This window comes from Sphaerisporangium sp. NPDC005288 (assembly GCF_040607475.1).
GTDB classification, from domain to species: Bacteria; Actinomycetota; Actinomycetes; order Streptosporangiales; family Streptosporangiaceae; genus Sphaerisporangium; species Sphaerisporangium rhizosphaerae.
Genome location: NZ_JBEXGT010000005.1, coordinates 272,290 through 288,852, shown reverse-complemented (window position 1 = coordinate 288,852; position 16,563 = coordinate 272,290). Strand labels below are relative to the sequence as shown.

Sequence of the window (16,563 nt, the reverse complement as noted above, 5' to 3'; positions counted from 1 at the left end):
TCCGCTCAAGCCGGGGAGGTGCGTCACCGACATGCGACCGCTCAGACCTGGGGACCCACCACGGGTGGGCGTGTACCGGATACTCGGCTTGCTGGGCGAGGGCGGCCAGGGAGCCGTCTACCGCGGCGAGGCTCCGGACGGCCGGCCCGTGGCCGTCAAGGTGCTGCATGCCCGCTTCAGCGACGACGCCGCCGCGCGGGCGCGGTTCGCCGCCGAACTGGCGCACGCCGGACGGGTCGCGGCCTTCTGCACGGCCCGGGTGCTGGACGCCGAGGTGCAGGGCGACCGGCCGTACATCGTCAGCGAGTTCGTCGAGGGTCCCTCCCTCGCCCAGGTGATCGCGGCGGGGAACGCCCCCGCGGGACCCGCGCTGGACAGGCTCGCCATCGCGACGGTGACCGCTCTGGCCGCCGTCCACGAGGCGGGCGTCGTCCACCGCGACTTCAAGGCGGCCAACGTCATCATGGGCGCCGACGGGCCGCGCGTCATCGACTTCGGCATCGCCCGCGCGCTGGAGGCCACCGGCACGCTGACCAGCGCGGTCGTCGGCACCCCGGTGTCCATGGCGCCCGAGCAGCTCGGCGGCGCCGTGGCGGGGCCGCCGGCCGACGTCTGGGCCTGGGCGTGCACCATCGCGTACACCGCGACCGGCGTACTGCCGTTCGGCAACGATTCCATCCCCGCGGTGATGCACCGGATTCTGCACGAGGAGCCGGACCTTCGAGACCTGAGCGGGCCGCTGCGCGGTCTCGTGGCCGCGTGCCTGGCCAAGGACCCTGATCGTCGGCCCACCGCGCGTGACGTGCTGCTGGCCCTGCTCGGAGGCCAGGGCGCGCCGGTGGCGTCCCGAACCCTGCTCGCCGAGGGGGCCCGGGCGGCGACCGCCGACTCCTCCGTGACCGCCGACTCCTCCGTGACCGCCACCTTGACGCCGTCGCAGAGGGGCTCCGTTCTGCGTCGTGTGGTCGTCGCCGCGACCGGGATCGCCGCAGCGGGTCTCGGCGGGGTGACGTTCCTGTCGTGGGCGAGCGTCGGCGTGCTGCAGGAGCCCCTCACCATCGCCACGTCCGTCGCTGATGTGTCAGGACTCGCCACCACCTGGGGCATCGTCACGCTGATCATGGCCGTGCTCGCGCTGACCCTCGCGATCGTGGACGGGTTCACCCGCGGCCGGGCCGCCGTGTGGGCCGCGATCCCGGGCGTCTTGGCGGTGGCCTCGGTCGTCGCCGTCCTGCTGCGCCGGGACGACCTGCACAGCAGGCATCCGAACTTCGGGCTGCTCTCTGTCTCCGAGGCACGCAGCATGGGCATGACCTTCCGCATCACCCTGTCGCACGGCTGGTACGCCGCGCTCGGCCTGTCCGTCGCCCTGGTGATCCTGGCGCTGGCCTCGCTGCTGGGCGGCCGCCCGGCGGGGACGCCGGGCGGCCGGTAGACACCCGATCGTCCGCGCCGCCGATCCGTCTTCGGCGACGACCTGACGGCGGCAGGGCCCGGCGCGGGGCCGTCACCGAGCGCTCGGCGTCAGAAGTCGAACTCGCCCTTCTTGGCGCCGTTGATGAAGGCGTCCCACACGCTCGCACTCACCACGAACGGCGCCCGCTCCGGAGCCTCGGTGTCCCGCAACCCGACCCGCCCTCCAGACAACGGCGCCACCTCCAGGCAGTCACCACCGTTGGAAGCGCTCCTCGTGGCTTTGCGCCATGCCGCCGTCCGGAGTTCTTCACTTAGCTCCATGCCTTTATCGCCTCTCTGATCCGTTCGATGGAGACATGCTGGGGATGCGCTTCGATCCGTATGGTGTCGTACCTGTTGTGGATGGCCTCGACCTCTTCTGCGCGATTCGTAACGTGCCCATGCGTCGCGGACTCGATATACACCGTGTCCGAGCGTCCCGGAAGTTGGGCGATGACAAAGCCCCCAGCGATCCCGGTGGTGCCGCCCAGCACCATCGGCACCATCTGGATGCTGATCCGCGGGGACTCCACCGCCTCTAGCAGCCTCTCCAATTGCCCTTGCATAACCGTGCGACCACCGATCGGGCGCAGTAGAACGCATTCGTCGATCACCACCCACAGTACGGGCGGCGTGTGGCGCGCCAAGATCGCTTGACGCTCCATGCGAGCTTGCAGCTTCTTGGTCACCTCATCCTCGGATATATGCGGTTCGCCGCGAATGACGGCGCGAGCATACTCCTCGATCTGTAGCAATCCTGGGACGACCAGAGGTTGCCATGTGCGAATCGTGTGCGCTTGCTGCTCGACGTCCAGCCAGCCGTGGAACCACGGTGGACTGGCTTCCCGCGTGATGAGCGGCCACAGACGGATCAGGTCACCGTTCACAAGTAGGGCTTCATCGCAGCGCTCTACGAAATCACGACTCGGGAAGCGCTTGGCCCGCTCAACGAAGCCGACCAAGCTGGCGCTGAAGTTGATTTTGTCCGCTAGATCCTCCTGAGACATATCGACTCTTTGCCGGTATCTGCGCAGCTCAGAGCCAAAGAAGGCGAGAGGACTGGCGTTGGGGTGAAGCTCGGCGGGCGCGGGCATTCCCTCCTCCATTCGGCAGCGGTCATACACCGGTCGTACAGCGCTTGGACTCTGGCTAACACGGAAAGTGTCTCCAGGTTGTACCAACCACTCGACTGCAAAAAGTAGCCGCTTAGGAGCAAGCTATGAAGCGCTTCGGTGAAACCGGTACGCCATCACAGCATGGCGCTCACACACATACACAGGGACGTGATCGCAAGCAAAGCGAATCGACAGACATGTCGGGATATGGCGGTAGAAATTGGAACTCGCAATCTCAATGCGGCGCTACTGCTCGCATATAGGAAGCCCGCCAGCGGGACACAGACTTGTCACTGTTTGGCAAGCCGTACTCAGTAAGCCATTGCACGGGGCTCGGGGCCCGTTGCCCGCCGTAGGACGGCGCCGGATTCGCCGACCCACGTCCCGCCGTACCGGCGCCGATCAAGCAACCCCTGAGCGCGGAAGAGGGGGCGTTCGTGCCTCGCTCCGGTTCAGTAACCGGCGTGGAGGGAGCGGAACCCCGGTGGACCGAAACCAGCCGGTGGCCGAACCCACCCCGTACACAAAGCACGGCTCGCCCCGAAGGGAGCCGAACCCCGGTGGACCGAAACCAGCCCGTGGCCGAACCCAGCCCGTACACGAAGCGGGGCTCGCCCCAGAGGGAGCCGACCCCGGTGGGCCGAAACCAGCCCGTGGCCGACCCCAGCCCCGTACACGAAGCGGGTCACGCCTCGGCAGTGGAGGCCGGGCATGCCCCTTGACCGGACGATGGAGGTCCGATCCGATGCAGAACCCTAGTCGAGGATGCCCTCCCAGCAGGGGGATCCGCGTGATCCGCGTCCGCTGGCACGCTGACGAGCCGCCGATGCCTCTCGGCTGCCGCTGGTGCGGGCACCCGCCGTACGCCCACGAGGCCGCGAGCCTTCCCCACCGTCCGGGCCATGAGTGGGCACAGCCCACCTCCGCGCAGATCCAGGCTCGCATGGCGACACGGCGGCGTCTCGGCCTGACGGGCCCGCCCGTCCCCCGGCGGCCCGTGCGCCCGCTCATGCCGCCGGACCTTCGACCGTCCTCCCTCCCGCACGGCACCGTCGCCGGTGGGTCTGGGCGGCACCGGCGGCCGGAGCCGTCACGAACGGCGGGCGGCGGCACGCCGATCAGGCCGCAGCCTCCGACTGTGCCAGGCGCACGAGATGGGCGGCATGGGCGGCGCAGGGGGGTGGAGGCGTGAGCAGGGACGCGGCCCCCCCGGCGCCGGCGCGCGGCCGGCACCGGCCGGGCGTGGCGCCCACGCTCGTCCCTTCGCGGCGCTGGGACGCGGCCGAGCGGGCGGCCGCTCAGCAGTTGGACCAGATGGAGCCGGTCTGGGCGATCTGGTACGGCGTCGGCTCCCGGCGGTTCTACGCCGTCGCCACCTGGCCGTTGCCCGCTCCCCTGGCCTTACAGGCGGGCACCGCCGACGAGTTGCGCAACCTGATGCGCGAGGCCGAACGGGTGGTCCTGTTCCCCCTCGTCCCCGACCACCCCACCCCTCCAGCGGCGGCAGATCGTCTGGGCCGCCGCCCCTTCCACCCGGCTCTCCCGAGCCGTCCGACACCTGACGGAGCACCGATGCCACCAACGCGGGACGGCGGTCTGCGCACCGCCTGCTGGGACCTGACCGACGACCTGTCGATGATCGGCGAGGCGCGTCGCGCGGTCAAGGAGACCCTCATCTCCTGGGCGCTGCCCGAACTCACCGATGATGTCGTCCTCGCCGTCGGGGAATTGCTCGCGAACGCCGTCTCCTACGGCGAGCCTCCGGTCCGGCTGTCCCTGTGGCTCGGCACCCGCGCCCTGTGCGTCCGCGTGACCGACCACGGCCCCGAACTGCCCCGCCACCTGGACCTCGACGTCGAGGCCGTCCATGGCCGCGGTCTGACCATCGTTGACGCGCTCGCCGACGACACCGGCGTCACTCCGTTCCCCGACGGCGAGGGCAAGGGCAAGACCGTCTGGTGCCGCTGGCATCTGACCACCCCGGCCGCGGACACCTCCCACGCCGGCTGACGCGCGACCCCCGCGGCTACTGGTCGAAGTCGATCCGCAGATCGCTGGTGTACGCGCCTCCGTCGTTACGACGCCCGCCGACCGCGCCAGGCGGGCGTGGCGTGACGTCGTCTCCCGTGAAGACCTCGATCGTGCGGAAGTCGAAGCCGTCCTGCTGGGCCCGCTCCCAGGTGAACCGGACCGGCTGTCCGGGACGGAGTGATCGGTATCCCTCTCCCACGATCATGGAAAAGTGGGCGAAGACGTCGCCAGGAAGATCGGCGGACCGGAGGTAGCCCCAGCCCTCTTCGTCACTCCACTCGACCACCACTCCGGTGGCGATCGAACCCGGCTCCACGCCCATCCGACTTCTCCTCACCGCCATGCTCGACGGATCTCCGGACCCGCCACCATGCCGATGACCGGCTCATCAGTTGGAGGCGCTTCCGTATCGCAGGCTTTCGACGAGTCGCCAGACGCCGGTCGAGGGGTTCTTCAGCGGATCGTCGTCATCGGGGTGGAGCTTACGCGCCCGCCGACAGACGGTCTCCACCCCATGCGCGAAGTCGGCGTACTTCGTCGCACCTTCGCTCCAGGTGGGCACGACGTCTTTGAGCGGCTTCTTGGCACTCTCGGCGGACTGGAACGGTTTCCCGTGGCCGACATGGTGCAGGAGCAGCCATAACTCGAAGCGCGGAGTCGACAGGGCGAGGCGGACCTCGCAGTTCTCCGCCGCCCGCACCATCTCTCTCGTGAGCGATGCCCCCTTCCCCACGCGTTGCCAGAGCCGCGGCAAAGAGATCATCATCGACGATCGGGACAGCACCATCGCGCCCGGTTCCCGTCCCGGCGGGACTCGAACTCTGACAGTGAATAATTCGGGCTCGCCATATTCGTTCCTTTCGGTGAACCGAACATGGTCCCGCTTGAGTACCTCCTCACCCTGAATACGGCCGAGCAACGTCGCGTCATGGCCGGTGAAGATCAGTTGAGCATCGCGGGGATGGGTGGACCGGTGACTGAACAGACGGATGAAGTGCGCCGACAGATAAGGATGCGGACTCGAGTCCAGGAGATCGATCACGTAGGTGGATGGGATCTCAGGCGCGGCGTGCGCCAGGCCAAAAGGGTGACGTTGGATCCCGGCACCAGGCTCGCTCTCACGTCAATGAAGCCGACAAAACGCCCATTCGCCACTGCATCTCCCGGTGTAGCATTCCGGCCCCACTTCCATATGACGTGGCCGCACGACTACCTTGATGAGCTCAACAATGTTCCTGCCGCAGGTCAAACAAGTGAGGGTCATGACGACGCCGGGCCAGCAGCCGTTACTCCGGGAGTTCATCGACATTCCCGAGGAGATGAGCGACAGCGATTTCGTGCTCAAGCTCGCCGAGGGGGTGACGGACGCCGAGTCGACGCTTCGCGACTACGTCATCACCGACGACCTCGTCGCGAACTACGACCGGGCGCTCGGGCTGATCAAGGCGGCGGTGACCGGGAACGGCTCCAAGGCCGCTTACCTGCACGGGTCGTTCGGCGCAGGAAAGTCGCACTTCATGGCAGTGTTGCACGCCCTGCTGCGCGGCGAGAAGGCGGCGCGCGAGCGCAAGGAGTTCGCCGGCCTGCTGGCCAGGCACGACTGGCTGGTCGGCAGGCGCTTCCTGCTTGTACCGTTCCATCTGCTGGACGCCAAGTCCCTGGAGCACCGCGTCCTCGGCCGGTACGTCGACTACGTCCGCGCCCTCGAACCAGGCTCGCCCATCCCGGCCGTCCACCGCACCGACGCCCTGCTCGAACAGGCGCGCCATCTCCGTACCCAGATCGGCGACCAGGCGTTCATCCGCGGGCTCCCCGGCGGCGACGGGCCCGGGGAGCCCGATGAGTGGGGCGACACCTCGGCGTTCTGGACGCCCGAGAAGCTCGACGCCGCGTTCGCCGGGTCCCACGCGGACGCCTCCGACGGCGACACCGACCACCCCGTCGTCCTCACTCCCGGGGACACGCTCCGGCGCCGCCTGGTGAACGACCTGCTGCAGACCTGGAACCGAGGCTTCTTCACCAACGCCAAAGAGGACGCCGAAGGGTACGTCTCCCTCGATCGCGGCCTGTGGGAGCTCAGCCGGCACGCCAAGGACCTCGGCTACGACGCCCTCATCCTCTTCCTCGACGAGCTCATCCTCTGGCTCGCCAACTCGGTGGGCGACTCCAAGTTCGTGGCCCGCGAGGTCCAGAAGATCACCAACTTCGTCGAATCGGGCGACGCGACACGGCCCGTACCGGTGATCAGCCTCATCGCCCGCCAGCGCGACCTGCGCGAGCTGGTCGGCCAGGAAGTGATCGGCGCCGTCGAGCTGGGGTTCCAGGACACGCTGGACCTCGCCAAGGGACGTTTCGACACGATCACCCTGGAAGACCGCAACCTTCCAGAGATCACCCGGCAACGGCTGCTCACCCCCAAGGACTCCACGGCCGAGGCCGCGATCGCCCGTGCCTTCGACCAGACCGGGAAAGTGCGGCGCGAGGTGTGGGACACCCTGCTCGGCACCGGCGACGCGACCGGCGCCGACATCGAGGCGTTCCGCAAGACCTATCCGTTCAGCCCGGCCTTCATGGACACGCTGGTCCACATCTCCAGCGCCCTCCAGCGCTCCCGCACCGCGCTGAAGCTCATGCGGCGCATCCTGATCCGCCGCCGCGACGACCTGCGCCTGGGCGAGCTGATCCCCCTCGGCGACCTGTACGACGTGATCGCCGAGGGCGGTGACGAGCCGTTCACGCAGAAGCTCAAGGTCGAGTTCGAGGCCGCGCAGAAGCTCTACGACACCAAGCTCCGCCCGCACCTGTTGTCCCGGTACGGAGACCTCACCGAAGAGGAGATCAGCCGGGTGCGGCGCGGTGAGATGTCGGACGCACGGTTGGTTGCCCGGGTCCGGGCCTTCACCGGCGACGACCGGCTGATCAAGACGCTGCTGCTGTCGGCGCTCGCGCCCACCGTCCCGGCGCTGCACAACCTCACCGCCGGCCGCCTGGCCGCGCTCAACCACGGCAGCGTCACCAGCCCCATCCCCGGAGGGGAGGTCGGACAGGTCGCCCGCAAGGTCGAAGAGTGGGCCGGCCAGTTCAACGAGATCAAGTTCACCAAGGGCGACGACCCGGGCGTCGGCCTCGAACTCGTCGGCATCGACGTCGACTCCATCCTGGAGAACGCCCGCAACGCGGGGGCCGACACCGCCGGCACCCGTAAGAACCTGGTCAGGAAGCTGCTCTACAAGGAACTGGGCGTCACCGAGACCGGTGAGTACGGCGGCGACCGGTACGACTTCGCCTGGCGCGGCAGCAGACGCTCGGTGGAGGTCGTCTTCGGCAACATCCGCGACCACGACGACCTGCGCGACGACGTCTTCCATCCGGCCGGCCCCGCGAGCTGGCGGCTCATCGTCGACTATCCCTTCGACGAGGGTGACTACACCCCTGCCGACGACCGCAACCGCGTCCAGATGATGTACGCGAAGGGCTTTCGTGACCGCACGCTCTGCTGGGTGCCCGCCTCGCTGTCCACCGAGCGCACCCAGGACCTGCGCAAGCTCGTGACCATCGAATACGCGCTGCACGGCCAGCGGTTCGAAGAACTCGCCAAAGACCTCGGCCCGACCGACCGGCACCGCGCGCGCCAGACGCTCAGCGGCCAGCGGGACGTCCTGCAGGGCAGACTGACCGACACCCTGCGCCAGGCGTACGGGCTGACCATCAAGCAGCAGGCCGACGTCGTCACCGGCTTCGACGATCATCTGCTGTCGCTGTCGGAGGAACTGCACCCGCGCCTGCCTTCGGGCGCCTCTCTGGCGGAGGCCATGCACCGGCTGGCCGGCCAGATGATGACCAGCCAGTTCCCCGCACATCCCGACTTCGACCCGGACGGTGCGGGCGCCGCCGCCGTCGTCAAGCCCGGTGATGCCCGGCTGGTGCTCGACTACGTGCGCAAGGCCGTCGAGTCACCCGACGGCCGGGTGGAGGTCGACCGGCCGCACCGGGCCGCCATGCGCCGCATCGCCAACCCTCTGCTGCTCGGCGAGATGCACGAGGCCGCCTTCGTCCTCGGCACCCACTGGCGGCGCCACATCCACCAGTGCGTGGCGCAGGACGGCGTCGACGGCGACCTGAAGGTTCCCGCGCTGACCGGCTGGATCAACGGCGCCGACGGCCGGCCCGACGCGCGCGGGATGGACCGGCTGGTCGTCCACCTGGTGATCACCTGCTTCGCCGAGCAGACCGACCGGGCGTGGGTCCAGCACGGCGGCCCGGTCAACCCCGAGCTCACGCAGATCCGGGACGACATGGCCCTGCGCGAGCAGAGGCCGCCGAGCGAGGAGGTGTGGGAGGCCGCACGCCGGCGGGCGATGGCCCTGTTCGGCCAGAACCCGCCCGCCGCACGCCGGGCACGGCTGGCCGGCCTGTTCGCCCGGGCGCTCTCCGACGACGCGCGCCGCTTCCGCGACGCCGCCCACCAGCTCGTCGCCGAGCTGGAGAACCACCATGACATGCTGGGCCTGCACCTGGACGCGAAGGACGGCCGGCTGCGGACCGCGCGCCTGGCCGCCGACCTGCTCGACGGCCTCACCTCACAGCACGCCAAGCTGGAGATCATCGAGCGGCTCGCCACCGCCGACGTCGGCGAGGCGCCCGAGCGGGCGGGCACGAGCATCAAGAGCGCGGCGACGGTCGTGGCCGCGTTACGGGCCGCGCGCTGGGACAGCTTCGCGCTGATCGCCGACCTGCCCGAGCCGCACCGCACGCGGGCCGGGCTCATCCTCGGCGAGCTGCGCCAGGTGGCCCTGGCCGACGAGTTGACCCTCCCCCTGGCACCGGCGCTGGCGAAGGCCGCCACGGCCGCGTCCAAGCTGCTGCGCGACGCGGTTACACCACCGCCACCGCCACCGCCACCGCCACCGGTGACGGCGAAGGTCGTGTACCAGGGGCCGGTGTCCCTGCTGGAGGACGGTCTGGCGCGGCTGCTCGCCGAGGCGCGGGCCCTTCCGACGCCGGACTCCGACCTGGAGCGTAGATTGTCCGATCTGCTGGCCCACGCGCGTGAGCTGGCCAAGGCCGACCCCCAGGCCGCCGTCGAGATCTCCATGCGATCGGTCCCCCGTTCGTGAGCACGACCCCCGCCCCGCCCCGGCCCCTGCCCGTCGCGACCGCCGCCCTGGAACAGGAGGTCGCCCGGCTGCTGCGCAAGTACGCCAAGAGCGACCAGCGGGCGTTGCTCATCCGAGCCGAGCCGGTGTGGGCCGGTCCTGAGGAGACCGTGCTGCACGGGCGGCCGGTCCGCATCGTGGCGGCCGTGTCGCCGCTGGCGGTGATCGAACAGGTCACCGTCCACCTGGAGCGCGATGACGACGCCGTGCTCGTCGTGCTCACCGACGCCGAAGAGAGCGCGCTCGGGGTCGGGCTGCTGAGCAGGGTGATCCGGCAACGGGTCTTCGTGGTCGAACCGTGGCTGCTCGTCGAGGAGAGCTTCGGCGCCCAGCAGACCGACCCGCGGCTCCTTGCCGAGGGCTGGGCGGCCGAGGCGCTGATCGACGCGATGCCGCCCGGCGGATGGCCGCGGCTGGCGGGAGCGATGCTGACCCGGGAGACCGCGCTCAGGCAGCTCGCCGCGCGTCGCCTGTGGCTGGAGCGGCTCGGCATCGGGGCCGACGAACTGAACGCCGGCGCTCTGCTGGTCTGGAGCACCGACCCTGCCGCGGTGGAAGCGTTCGGTGCTTTGCGTGACGGCGAACGGTCGGGCCTGCGCCGATGGCTGGCGGAGATCGCCGGCAGCACGCCGGACGTCGTGTTCCGTCTGGCCGACGGCGGCCGGGCGGAGGACGCCCTGGCGCTCGGCGTCCTGTGCGGCGCGCTGTGGGCACCGGCGGCGGAGCAGGTCGCACAGCGCTCGCAGGGAGGCGTGCTCGCCTACATCTCCGCCCTCACATCCAGGCAGGCAGGGTCCCAGGCCACGGTCACGGACGCGACCATCCGCGCCTTCGCCGCCGACGCCGAGCACACCCTGACCCGCCTGTTGCGCGAGGGCGCTTCGGTCGACGAGAGCCGCCTGGCCCAGGCCGTCCTCGACCGCGCGGAGGAACTCGTCGTGCAGTTCGGCGCACGACCGGCGGCCCGTCACAGCGATCTGCTGCCCTCCGGGTTCGAGGACCGCATCGACGAGGTCGCGGCCACGCTCAAGACCGCGATCAGGCAGCGGTCACCGGAGAGCCTGACCGATCTGGCCGGCGCCGTCGCCCGGCTACGTGCCCACATGCTTGCCCCGGCGCAGGCCCATCGAGTGCGCCGAGCCGAGATGGCTCGGCGACTCCTCCAGTGGCTGGTGCGCCCGTTCGACGCCGTGGCGCTGGTCAGCGGCGTGGGCACGGCCGTGCAGGCGCAGGTGGACGAGTGGGGATGGGTGGACCGCGCCCGCGACGACGTCTGGGTCGGCGAACCGCACAACGAAACGCTCAAGGAGGCGTACGAGAAGCTGCACGATCTCGTCCGGGACCGAGGGCGCGATCTGAACCGGGCGTTCGCCGCCAAGCTCGCCGCGTGGACCGCCACCGGTCCCGGCGATCTGCTCACCGTGGACGCCGTGCTGCCCCGGGTCGTCTCCCCCCTCATCGCCGGCGGGGGCGACCTCGAAGGACTGCGGCCGGTGCTGTTCGTCGTCCTCGACGGGATGAGCACCGCGGTCGCCGCCGAACTGGCCGAGGAGCTCCGCCGGCAGCACTGGGAGGAATACGACCCGCTGCCCGACGCCGGCCGGCCACGGCGGCGGGCGGTGGTCGCCGCCATCCCCACGGTCACCCGGGTGTCCCGGGCCAGCCTGTTCGCCGCGCGCCTCACCACGGGCGGCGCCGCCGAGGAGCGCAAGGCGTTCGAGAACCACTCGTTCTGGCGGGGGCGCACGGTGAGGCTCTTCCACAAGGACAGCCTGGCGGGTGACGCCGGCCGTTCACTGGGCGACGGGCTGACCACGGCGCTGGAGGACGCGTCGGTGCACGTGGGCGTGGTGCTGAACGCCATCGACGACAGCCTCGACAAAGGCAGGGGACGGGTGGACGACGTGTGGGCCGTCGCCGACATCGGCATCCTGCGCACCCTGCTGCACTATGCCCGTCTCCAAGGCAGGGCGGTCATCCTGACCAGCGACCACGGGCACGTGCTGGAACGCGACGGCACGCTTCGCGCCGACGCCGACGCCGGCTCCGCCCGTCACCGCGAAGCCGGACGCCCACCCGGCGAGGGAGAGGTGGAGCTGTCCGGCCCCCGGGTCGCGGGCGGCCGGGTCGTCGCCCTGTGGGACCCCTCGCTCCGCTACCTGCCCAGCAAGGCCGGGTACCACGGCGGGGCCTCCCTCGCCGAGGTGACCATCCCGCTGCTGGCCTTCCTGCCGCTGGGCTCCTCAGTGCCCGAGGGGTGGCGGGCGCTCCCCGACCAGCGTCCGGAATGGTGGTCGCTCGACGCCCACCCGCCCGGCGCCGAAGGGCCGTCACCGGCACCGGCCAAGGCTCGGGCGAGAGGGAAAAGACCGGTCGAAGCCGTTCCCCCACCGACGTTGTTCGACGGAGAGACCGCGCCAGCGCTGTTCGACGCGGCGCCGGCGGCGCCGACCGTCACGAACCCGAACGAGGTCCTGGTCACCGATCTGCTCACCAGTGAACTCTTCGCCGCCCAGCATCAGATGACGCCGCGCAAGATCGCGAAGTCGAAGATCCAGTCGGTGCTGCTGGCGCTGCTGGACGCGGGCGGCCCGCTGCCGCTGCCCGTCGTCGCCGACAGCGCCGGAGAGCACGCCGTGCGGGCCGCGGGCTTCGTGGCCACGCTCCAGCGCATGCTCAACATCGACAACTATCCCGTGCTCTCGATCACCGACAACGGCCGGAGCGTACGCCTGGACCCGCACCTGTTGCGGGAGCAGTTCGGGCTACGGCCGGCCCCACGGCGACCTGGTCCGGCGGCCGGTCCCCCGGGTGCCCGGCCGTCCGGCTCGGACAGGGCGGACAAGACTGAAGGGCAGAGTCGATGACCTCCGGCGTGCCCGCGAGCGCGGCCCGGCGACGTGAGGTCCTCGACGCGCTCCGACAGGGCGCGGTGCCGCAGGCGGGTCTCGATCTGCTGGCCGTCGGCCTCGACCGGTTCGAGCAGACCATCGGCGAGGAACTGGACGCGCTCGCGTCCGGCGGGTCGGTGTTCAAGGCGGTCAGAGGCGAATACGGCTCAGGTAAGACCTTCTTCACCCGCTGGCTGGCCGAAACGGCCAAGCGCAGAGGCATGGCGGTGGCGGAGATCCAGGTATCGGAGAACGAGACGCCCCTGCATCGTCTGGAGACCGTGTACCGGCGGCTCACCGAGCGTCTCTGCACGGCCAGTTACCCGCCGAGCGCCCTGCGGCCCATCGCCGACGCCTGGTTCTACGTGCTGGAGGAGGACGCGCTCGCCGCGGGAGCCGAGCCCGCGGCACTCGGCCAGGCCGTCGCCACGTTGCTGGAAGAGCGCCTGAGCGAGGTGAGCCGATCCGCGCCGACCTTCGCGGCGGCGCTGCGCGGCTACCGTGAGGCCTCCACCAACGGAGACCCGACGACCGCGGAGGCCATCATGGCCTGGCTCGGCGGACAGCCGAACGTCGCCGCCGCCGCCCGGCGCGCCGCCGGCGTGCGGGGTGACCTCGACCACTTCGGCGCCCTCGGGTTCCTCCAAGGGCTGCTGACCGTGTTACGCGACTCCGGCCATCCCGGCCTGGTGCTCGTCCTGGACGAGGTGGAAACCCTGCAACGGGTGCGCTCGGACGCGCGAGACAAGGCGCTCAACTCGCTTCGCCAGCTCATCGACGAAATCCACTCAGGCCGCTTTCCCGGGCTGTACCTGCTGATCACCGGGACACCGGCCTTCTTCGAGGGGCCGCAGGGTGTGCAGCGTCTCGCGCCGCTCGCGCAACGGCTGGCCACCGACTTTCTTCCCGACCCGCGGTTCGACAACCCCAGGGCCGTTCAGATCCGCTTGCCGGGCTTCACCCTCGCCTCACTGACCGAACTGGGCGGCAAGGTCAGAGACCTCTACGCGAACGGGTCGGCGGCGTCCCAGCGGGTCACCTCGATGGTCGATGACGCCTACGTCACCGACCTCGCTCGGGAGGTGAGCGGAGAGCTGGGCGACCTGGTCGGGGTCGCGCCACGGCTGTTCCTCCGCAAGCTGGTCGACGTCATGGACCGGGTCGACCAATTCCAGGACTTCGTCCCCCGCGAGCACTACCGGCTCACCTTCGCCCCCGCCGAGCTGACGGCGGTGGAGCGCAACGCCACGACTCCGCGACGGGGTGGCGCCGCAGAGGCACCGCTGAACTCGGCGGACGCCGTGGAACTCGAACTGTGAGCGATCTGGAGCTTCTGCACCCGACGCTGGCCCACCACATCGTCAACACGCTGGGCTGGCCGTCCCTGCGCCCTCTGCAGCGGCAGGCCCTGCGCCCACTCACCTCGGGAGAAGACGCCGTTCTCCTCGCGCCGACCGCCGGCGGTAAGACAGAGGCCGCGATGTTTCCCCTGCTGTCGGCCATGGCGCATCGCCGCTGGACCGGCGTCTCGATCATCTACGTGTGCCCGATCAAGGCGCTGCTGAACAACCTGCTCCCCCGGCTCGAACGGTACGCCGGATGGCTGGGGCGTCGCGTCGCCCTCTGGCACGGCGACGTCGGCTCCGCCGCGCGGGCCGCGATCCTGCGCGATCCGCCCGACATCCTGCTCACGACGCCGGAATCCCTGGAGTCGATGCTGGTCAGCACGAAGGTGGAGCACGATGTCTTCTTCGCCGGGATCAGGGTCGTCGTCGTGGACGAGATCCACGCTTTCGCCGGAGACGACCGCGGCTGGCACCTCCTCTGCGTGCTCGAACGACTGACCCGGGTGGGAGGGCATCCGATCCAGCGGGTGGGCCTGTCCGCGACCGTCGGCAACCCCGCCGATCTCCTCACCTGGCTGCAGGGGTCGAGCCGGGGCGCACGGGCGGCGCGGATCATCGCCCCCGAACCGTCCCCACCACCGGAACGACCACTGGACCGGACACCGGACCAGCCACCCCCGGGTGACATCGAACTGGACTACGTGGGATCGACCGCCAACGCGGCCAAAGTCGTCGCCGGCCTGCACCGCGGCGAGAAACGGCTGGTCTTCTGCGACTCACGCCGGCTGGTCGAGGAATTGGGCGCCCGCCTGCGTGCCCTGGGCGTGACCACCTTCCTCTCGCACGCCTCGCTGTCGGCCGAGGAACGACGACGGGCCGAGCGTGCCTTCAGCGAAGAGCGAGACTGCGTGATCGTCGCCACCTCGACCCTGGAACTGGGCATCGACGTCGGAGACCTCGACCGCGTGATCCAGATCAACGCGCCCGGTACGGTGGCCTCGTTCCTTCAGCGCGTCGGCCGCACCGGACGGCGGCCCGGCTCCACCCGCAACTGCCTGTTCCTCGCCCTCGACCCTGGAGGGCTCGTCCAGGCCGCCGGGCTCCTGCTCCTGTGGGGCCGGCACTGGGTCGAACCGGTCACGCCTCCGCCCGAACCGCGGCACATCGTCGCGCAGCAGCTTCTCGCGCTGTGCCTGCAGGAACGCCGGGTCGGCGACCACGTGTGGCCGGAATGGTGGCCCGGCCTCGCCCCGTTCGGTCCCGCGGCGACGCCGATCGTGAAGCATCTCCTCTCCGCCGGATATCTCGACGCGGAAGACGGGATGCTGTTCATCGGCCCTGCCGCCGAGGCGGCTTTCGGGCGGCGCCACTTCATGGAACTCACCACGGTCTTCACAGCCGCGCCGCAGTTCACCGTCCTGCACGGCCGCGCGGAGATCGGCCGCACCGACCCGTCGCTGCTCACCGATCGCCAGGATGGTCCCCGCCTGCTCCTGCTGGCGGGCCGGAGCTGGCGGGTCACCTGGGTCGACTGGAAACGCCGCCGGTGCCACGTCGAAGAGGCCGAACACGGAGGGCGGGCCCGCTGGCAGTCCGGCATCCGCTCTCAGCCCGGGTCGTTCCAGCTCACCCAGGCCATGCGTGAGGTGCTCCTGGGCGCCGATCCACCGGTACGGCTCACGCGGCGCGCCCGCGAGAACCTGTCCCTCGCCCGGGACGCGCACATCGACGTCGTCCACCCGGGCGGTACGGTGATCGTCCGCGAGGGCGACGACGTCCGTTGGTGGACCTGGGCCGGATACCGCGCCAACATGACGCTCCGGAGCACCCTCGCGTCGGTCGCCGATCCGAAACAGCAGGTCACCGACACCTGGCTGCGCCTGCGCGCCGATGTGACCCCGCGGCTGTGGGCGGCGGCGGCAGGCGACGCCGCCAATGGGCTCTGCCTTCCCGAGCCGGACGCCAAAGCGGTGGCGGGGCTCAAGTTCAACGCCGCGCTCCCCCCACGGCTCGCCGAGCGCACCCTGGCCACCCGGCTGGCGGACTTCGACGGAGCCGCGGCCGTACTGGCCCGGCCGCAACGCTTCCTGACGACGGCAACCGACCGGTGAACCACCCACCGACCGCTCCCGGAAACCATCGCCCTTTCCCCCATTCACCGCCAGAGTCGCAGCGAAGAGACCGTCATTGACGAACGGTCGTGAGACGACCGTGGAATGAGGTGGCCAGTCCGCATGCCTCTCGTCGCCCACCGGTGAAATCCATTCAGGCATGTCCAGGAATCATGACTTCTAGATCAAGTCTCAGAGGCTCGTCATGGTCTTCGATTCCGACGAATCATCATATTTCGCGAAACTGCCGATTTGTTGTTCCGAAGGCTTGGCACGCGGCGCCATCCATGGCAGCGAGTGCAAGCCCGGCGGAAAGCATGGGCTCGGCGATAGTGGCAGTACTTTAACCGCATATCGGACGTCCACTTGTATGCCGAATCAATCTACGGGCCCCATTTTTCGACTTCCTCTTGTCGCATCTTGACGACTCGATGTATGTGTCATGGTGCACGAAGCCT

General features: G+C 70.0%; 10 protein-coding genes. 6 read left to right on the top strand and 4 right to left on the bottom strand.

Annotation, left to right across the window (positions count from 1 at the left end):
* Positions 1 to 31 precede the first annotated feature (31 nt).
* Entirely contained in the window at positions 32 to 1,435 is a 1,404-nt protein-coding gene (locus tag ABZU32_RS07755) for a serine/threonine-protein kinase (protein ID WP_354918628.1), read from the top strand.
* A gap of 89 nt (positions 1,436 to 1,524) precedes the next feature.
* Here the strand turns inward: ABZU32_RS07755 and ABZU32_RS07750 are convergent, their stop codons facing one another.
* Both ABZU32_RS07750 and ABZU32_RS07745 read right to left on the bottom strand, forming a co-directional pair.
* Positions 1,525 to 1,737, bottom strand: a complete 213-nt coding sequence (locus ABZU32_RS07750; protein WP_354918625.1) for a DUF397 domain-containing protein — start codon at positions 1,735 to 1,737, stop codon at positions 1,525 to 1,527.
* Positions 1,728 to 2,549, bottom strand: coding sequence for a helix-turn-helix transcriptional regulator (locus ABZU32_RS07745; protein ID WP_354918622.1), 822 nt, complete (start codon positions 2,547 to 2,549; stop codon positions 1,728 to 1,730). Before ABZU32_RS07745 ends, ABZU32_RS07750 begins: the two co-directional genes overlap by 10 nt.
* A gap of 1,209 nt (positions 2,550 to 3,758) precedes the next feature.
* On the opposite strand from ABZU32_RS07745, the gene ABZU32_RS07740 reads away from it, so the two are divergent.
* The gene (locus ABZU32_RS07740) at positions 3,759 to 4,580 is read left to right on the top strand and encodes an ATP-binding protein (protein WP_354918619.1); all 822 of its coding nucleotides are present in this window, start codon (positions 3,759 to 3,761) and stop codon (positions 4,578 to 4,580) included.
* A gap of 16 nt (positions 4,581 to 4,596) precedes the next feature.
* Here ABZU32_RS07740 and ABZU32_RS07735 read toward each other — a convergent pair whose 3' ends face one another.
* The gene (locus tag ABZU32_RS07735) at positions 4,597 to 4,923 is read right to left on the bottom strand and encodes a cold shock domain-containing protein (RefSeq protein ID WP_354918616.1); all 327 of its coding nucleotides are present in this window, start codon (positions 4,921 to 4,923) and stop codon (positions 4,597 to 4,599) included.
* Between the two features lie 66 nt (positions 4,924 to 4,989).
* Positions 4,990 to 5,643: an RloB domain-containing protein gene (locus ABZU32_RS07730; RefSeq protein WP_354918613.1), complete on the bottom strand. Its 654-nt coding sequence runs from the start codon at positions 5,641 to 5,643 to the stop codon at positions 4,990 to 4,992.
* 175 nt (positions 5,644 to 5,818) lie between these two features.
* Here ABZU32_RS07730 and ABZU32_RS07725 point away from each other — a divergent pair, with 175 nt between their 5' ends.
* Genes ABZU32_RS07725 through ABZU32_RS07710 form a run of 4 tightly spaced genes read left to right on the top strand, consistent with a single transcriptional unit; the run spans position 5,819 to position 16,105 of the window.
* A complete protein-coding gene (locus ABZU32_RS07725) occupies positions 5,819 to 9,718 on the top strand; it encodes a hypothetical protein (RefSeq protein WP_354918610.1) in 3,900 nt (1,299 codons plus the stop codon).
* Complete coding sequence (gene pglZ, locus ABZU32_RS07720) at positions 9,715 to 12,624, top strand: BREX-2 system phosphatase PglZ (RefSeq protein ID WP_354918607.1); 2,910 nt, start codon at positions 9,715 to 9,717, stop codon at positions 12,622 to 12,624. Before ABZU32_RS07725 ends, pglZ begins: the two co-directional genes overlap by 4 nt.
* Positions 12,621 to 13,967, top strand: a complete 1,347-nt coding sequence (brxD, locus tag ABZU32_RS07715) for a BREX system ATP-binding protein BrxD (protein WP_354918604.1) — start codon at positions 12,621 to 12,623, stop codon at positions 13,965 to 13,967. The genes pglZ and brxD overlap by 4 nt, the downstream gene beginning before the upstream one ends.
* 5 nt (positions 13,968 to 13,972) lie before the next feature.
* Positions 13,973 to 16,105 carry a DEAD/DEAH box helicase gene (locus tag ABZU32_RS07710; RefSeq protein ID WP_354918714.1) on the top strand — a complete coding sequence of 711 codons (2,133 nt, stop codon included), beginning with the start codon at positions 13,973 to 13,975 and terminating at the stop codon, positions 16,103 to 16,105.
* Positions 16,106 to 16,563: the final 458 nt, after the last annotated feature.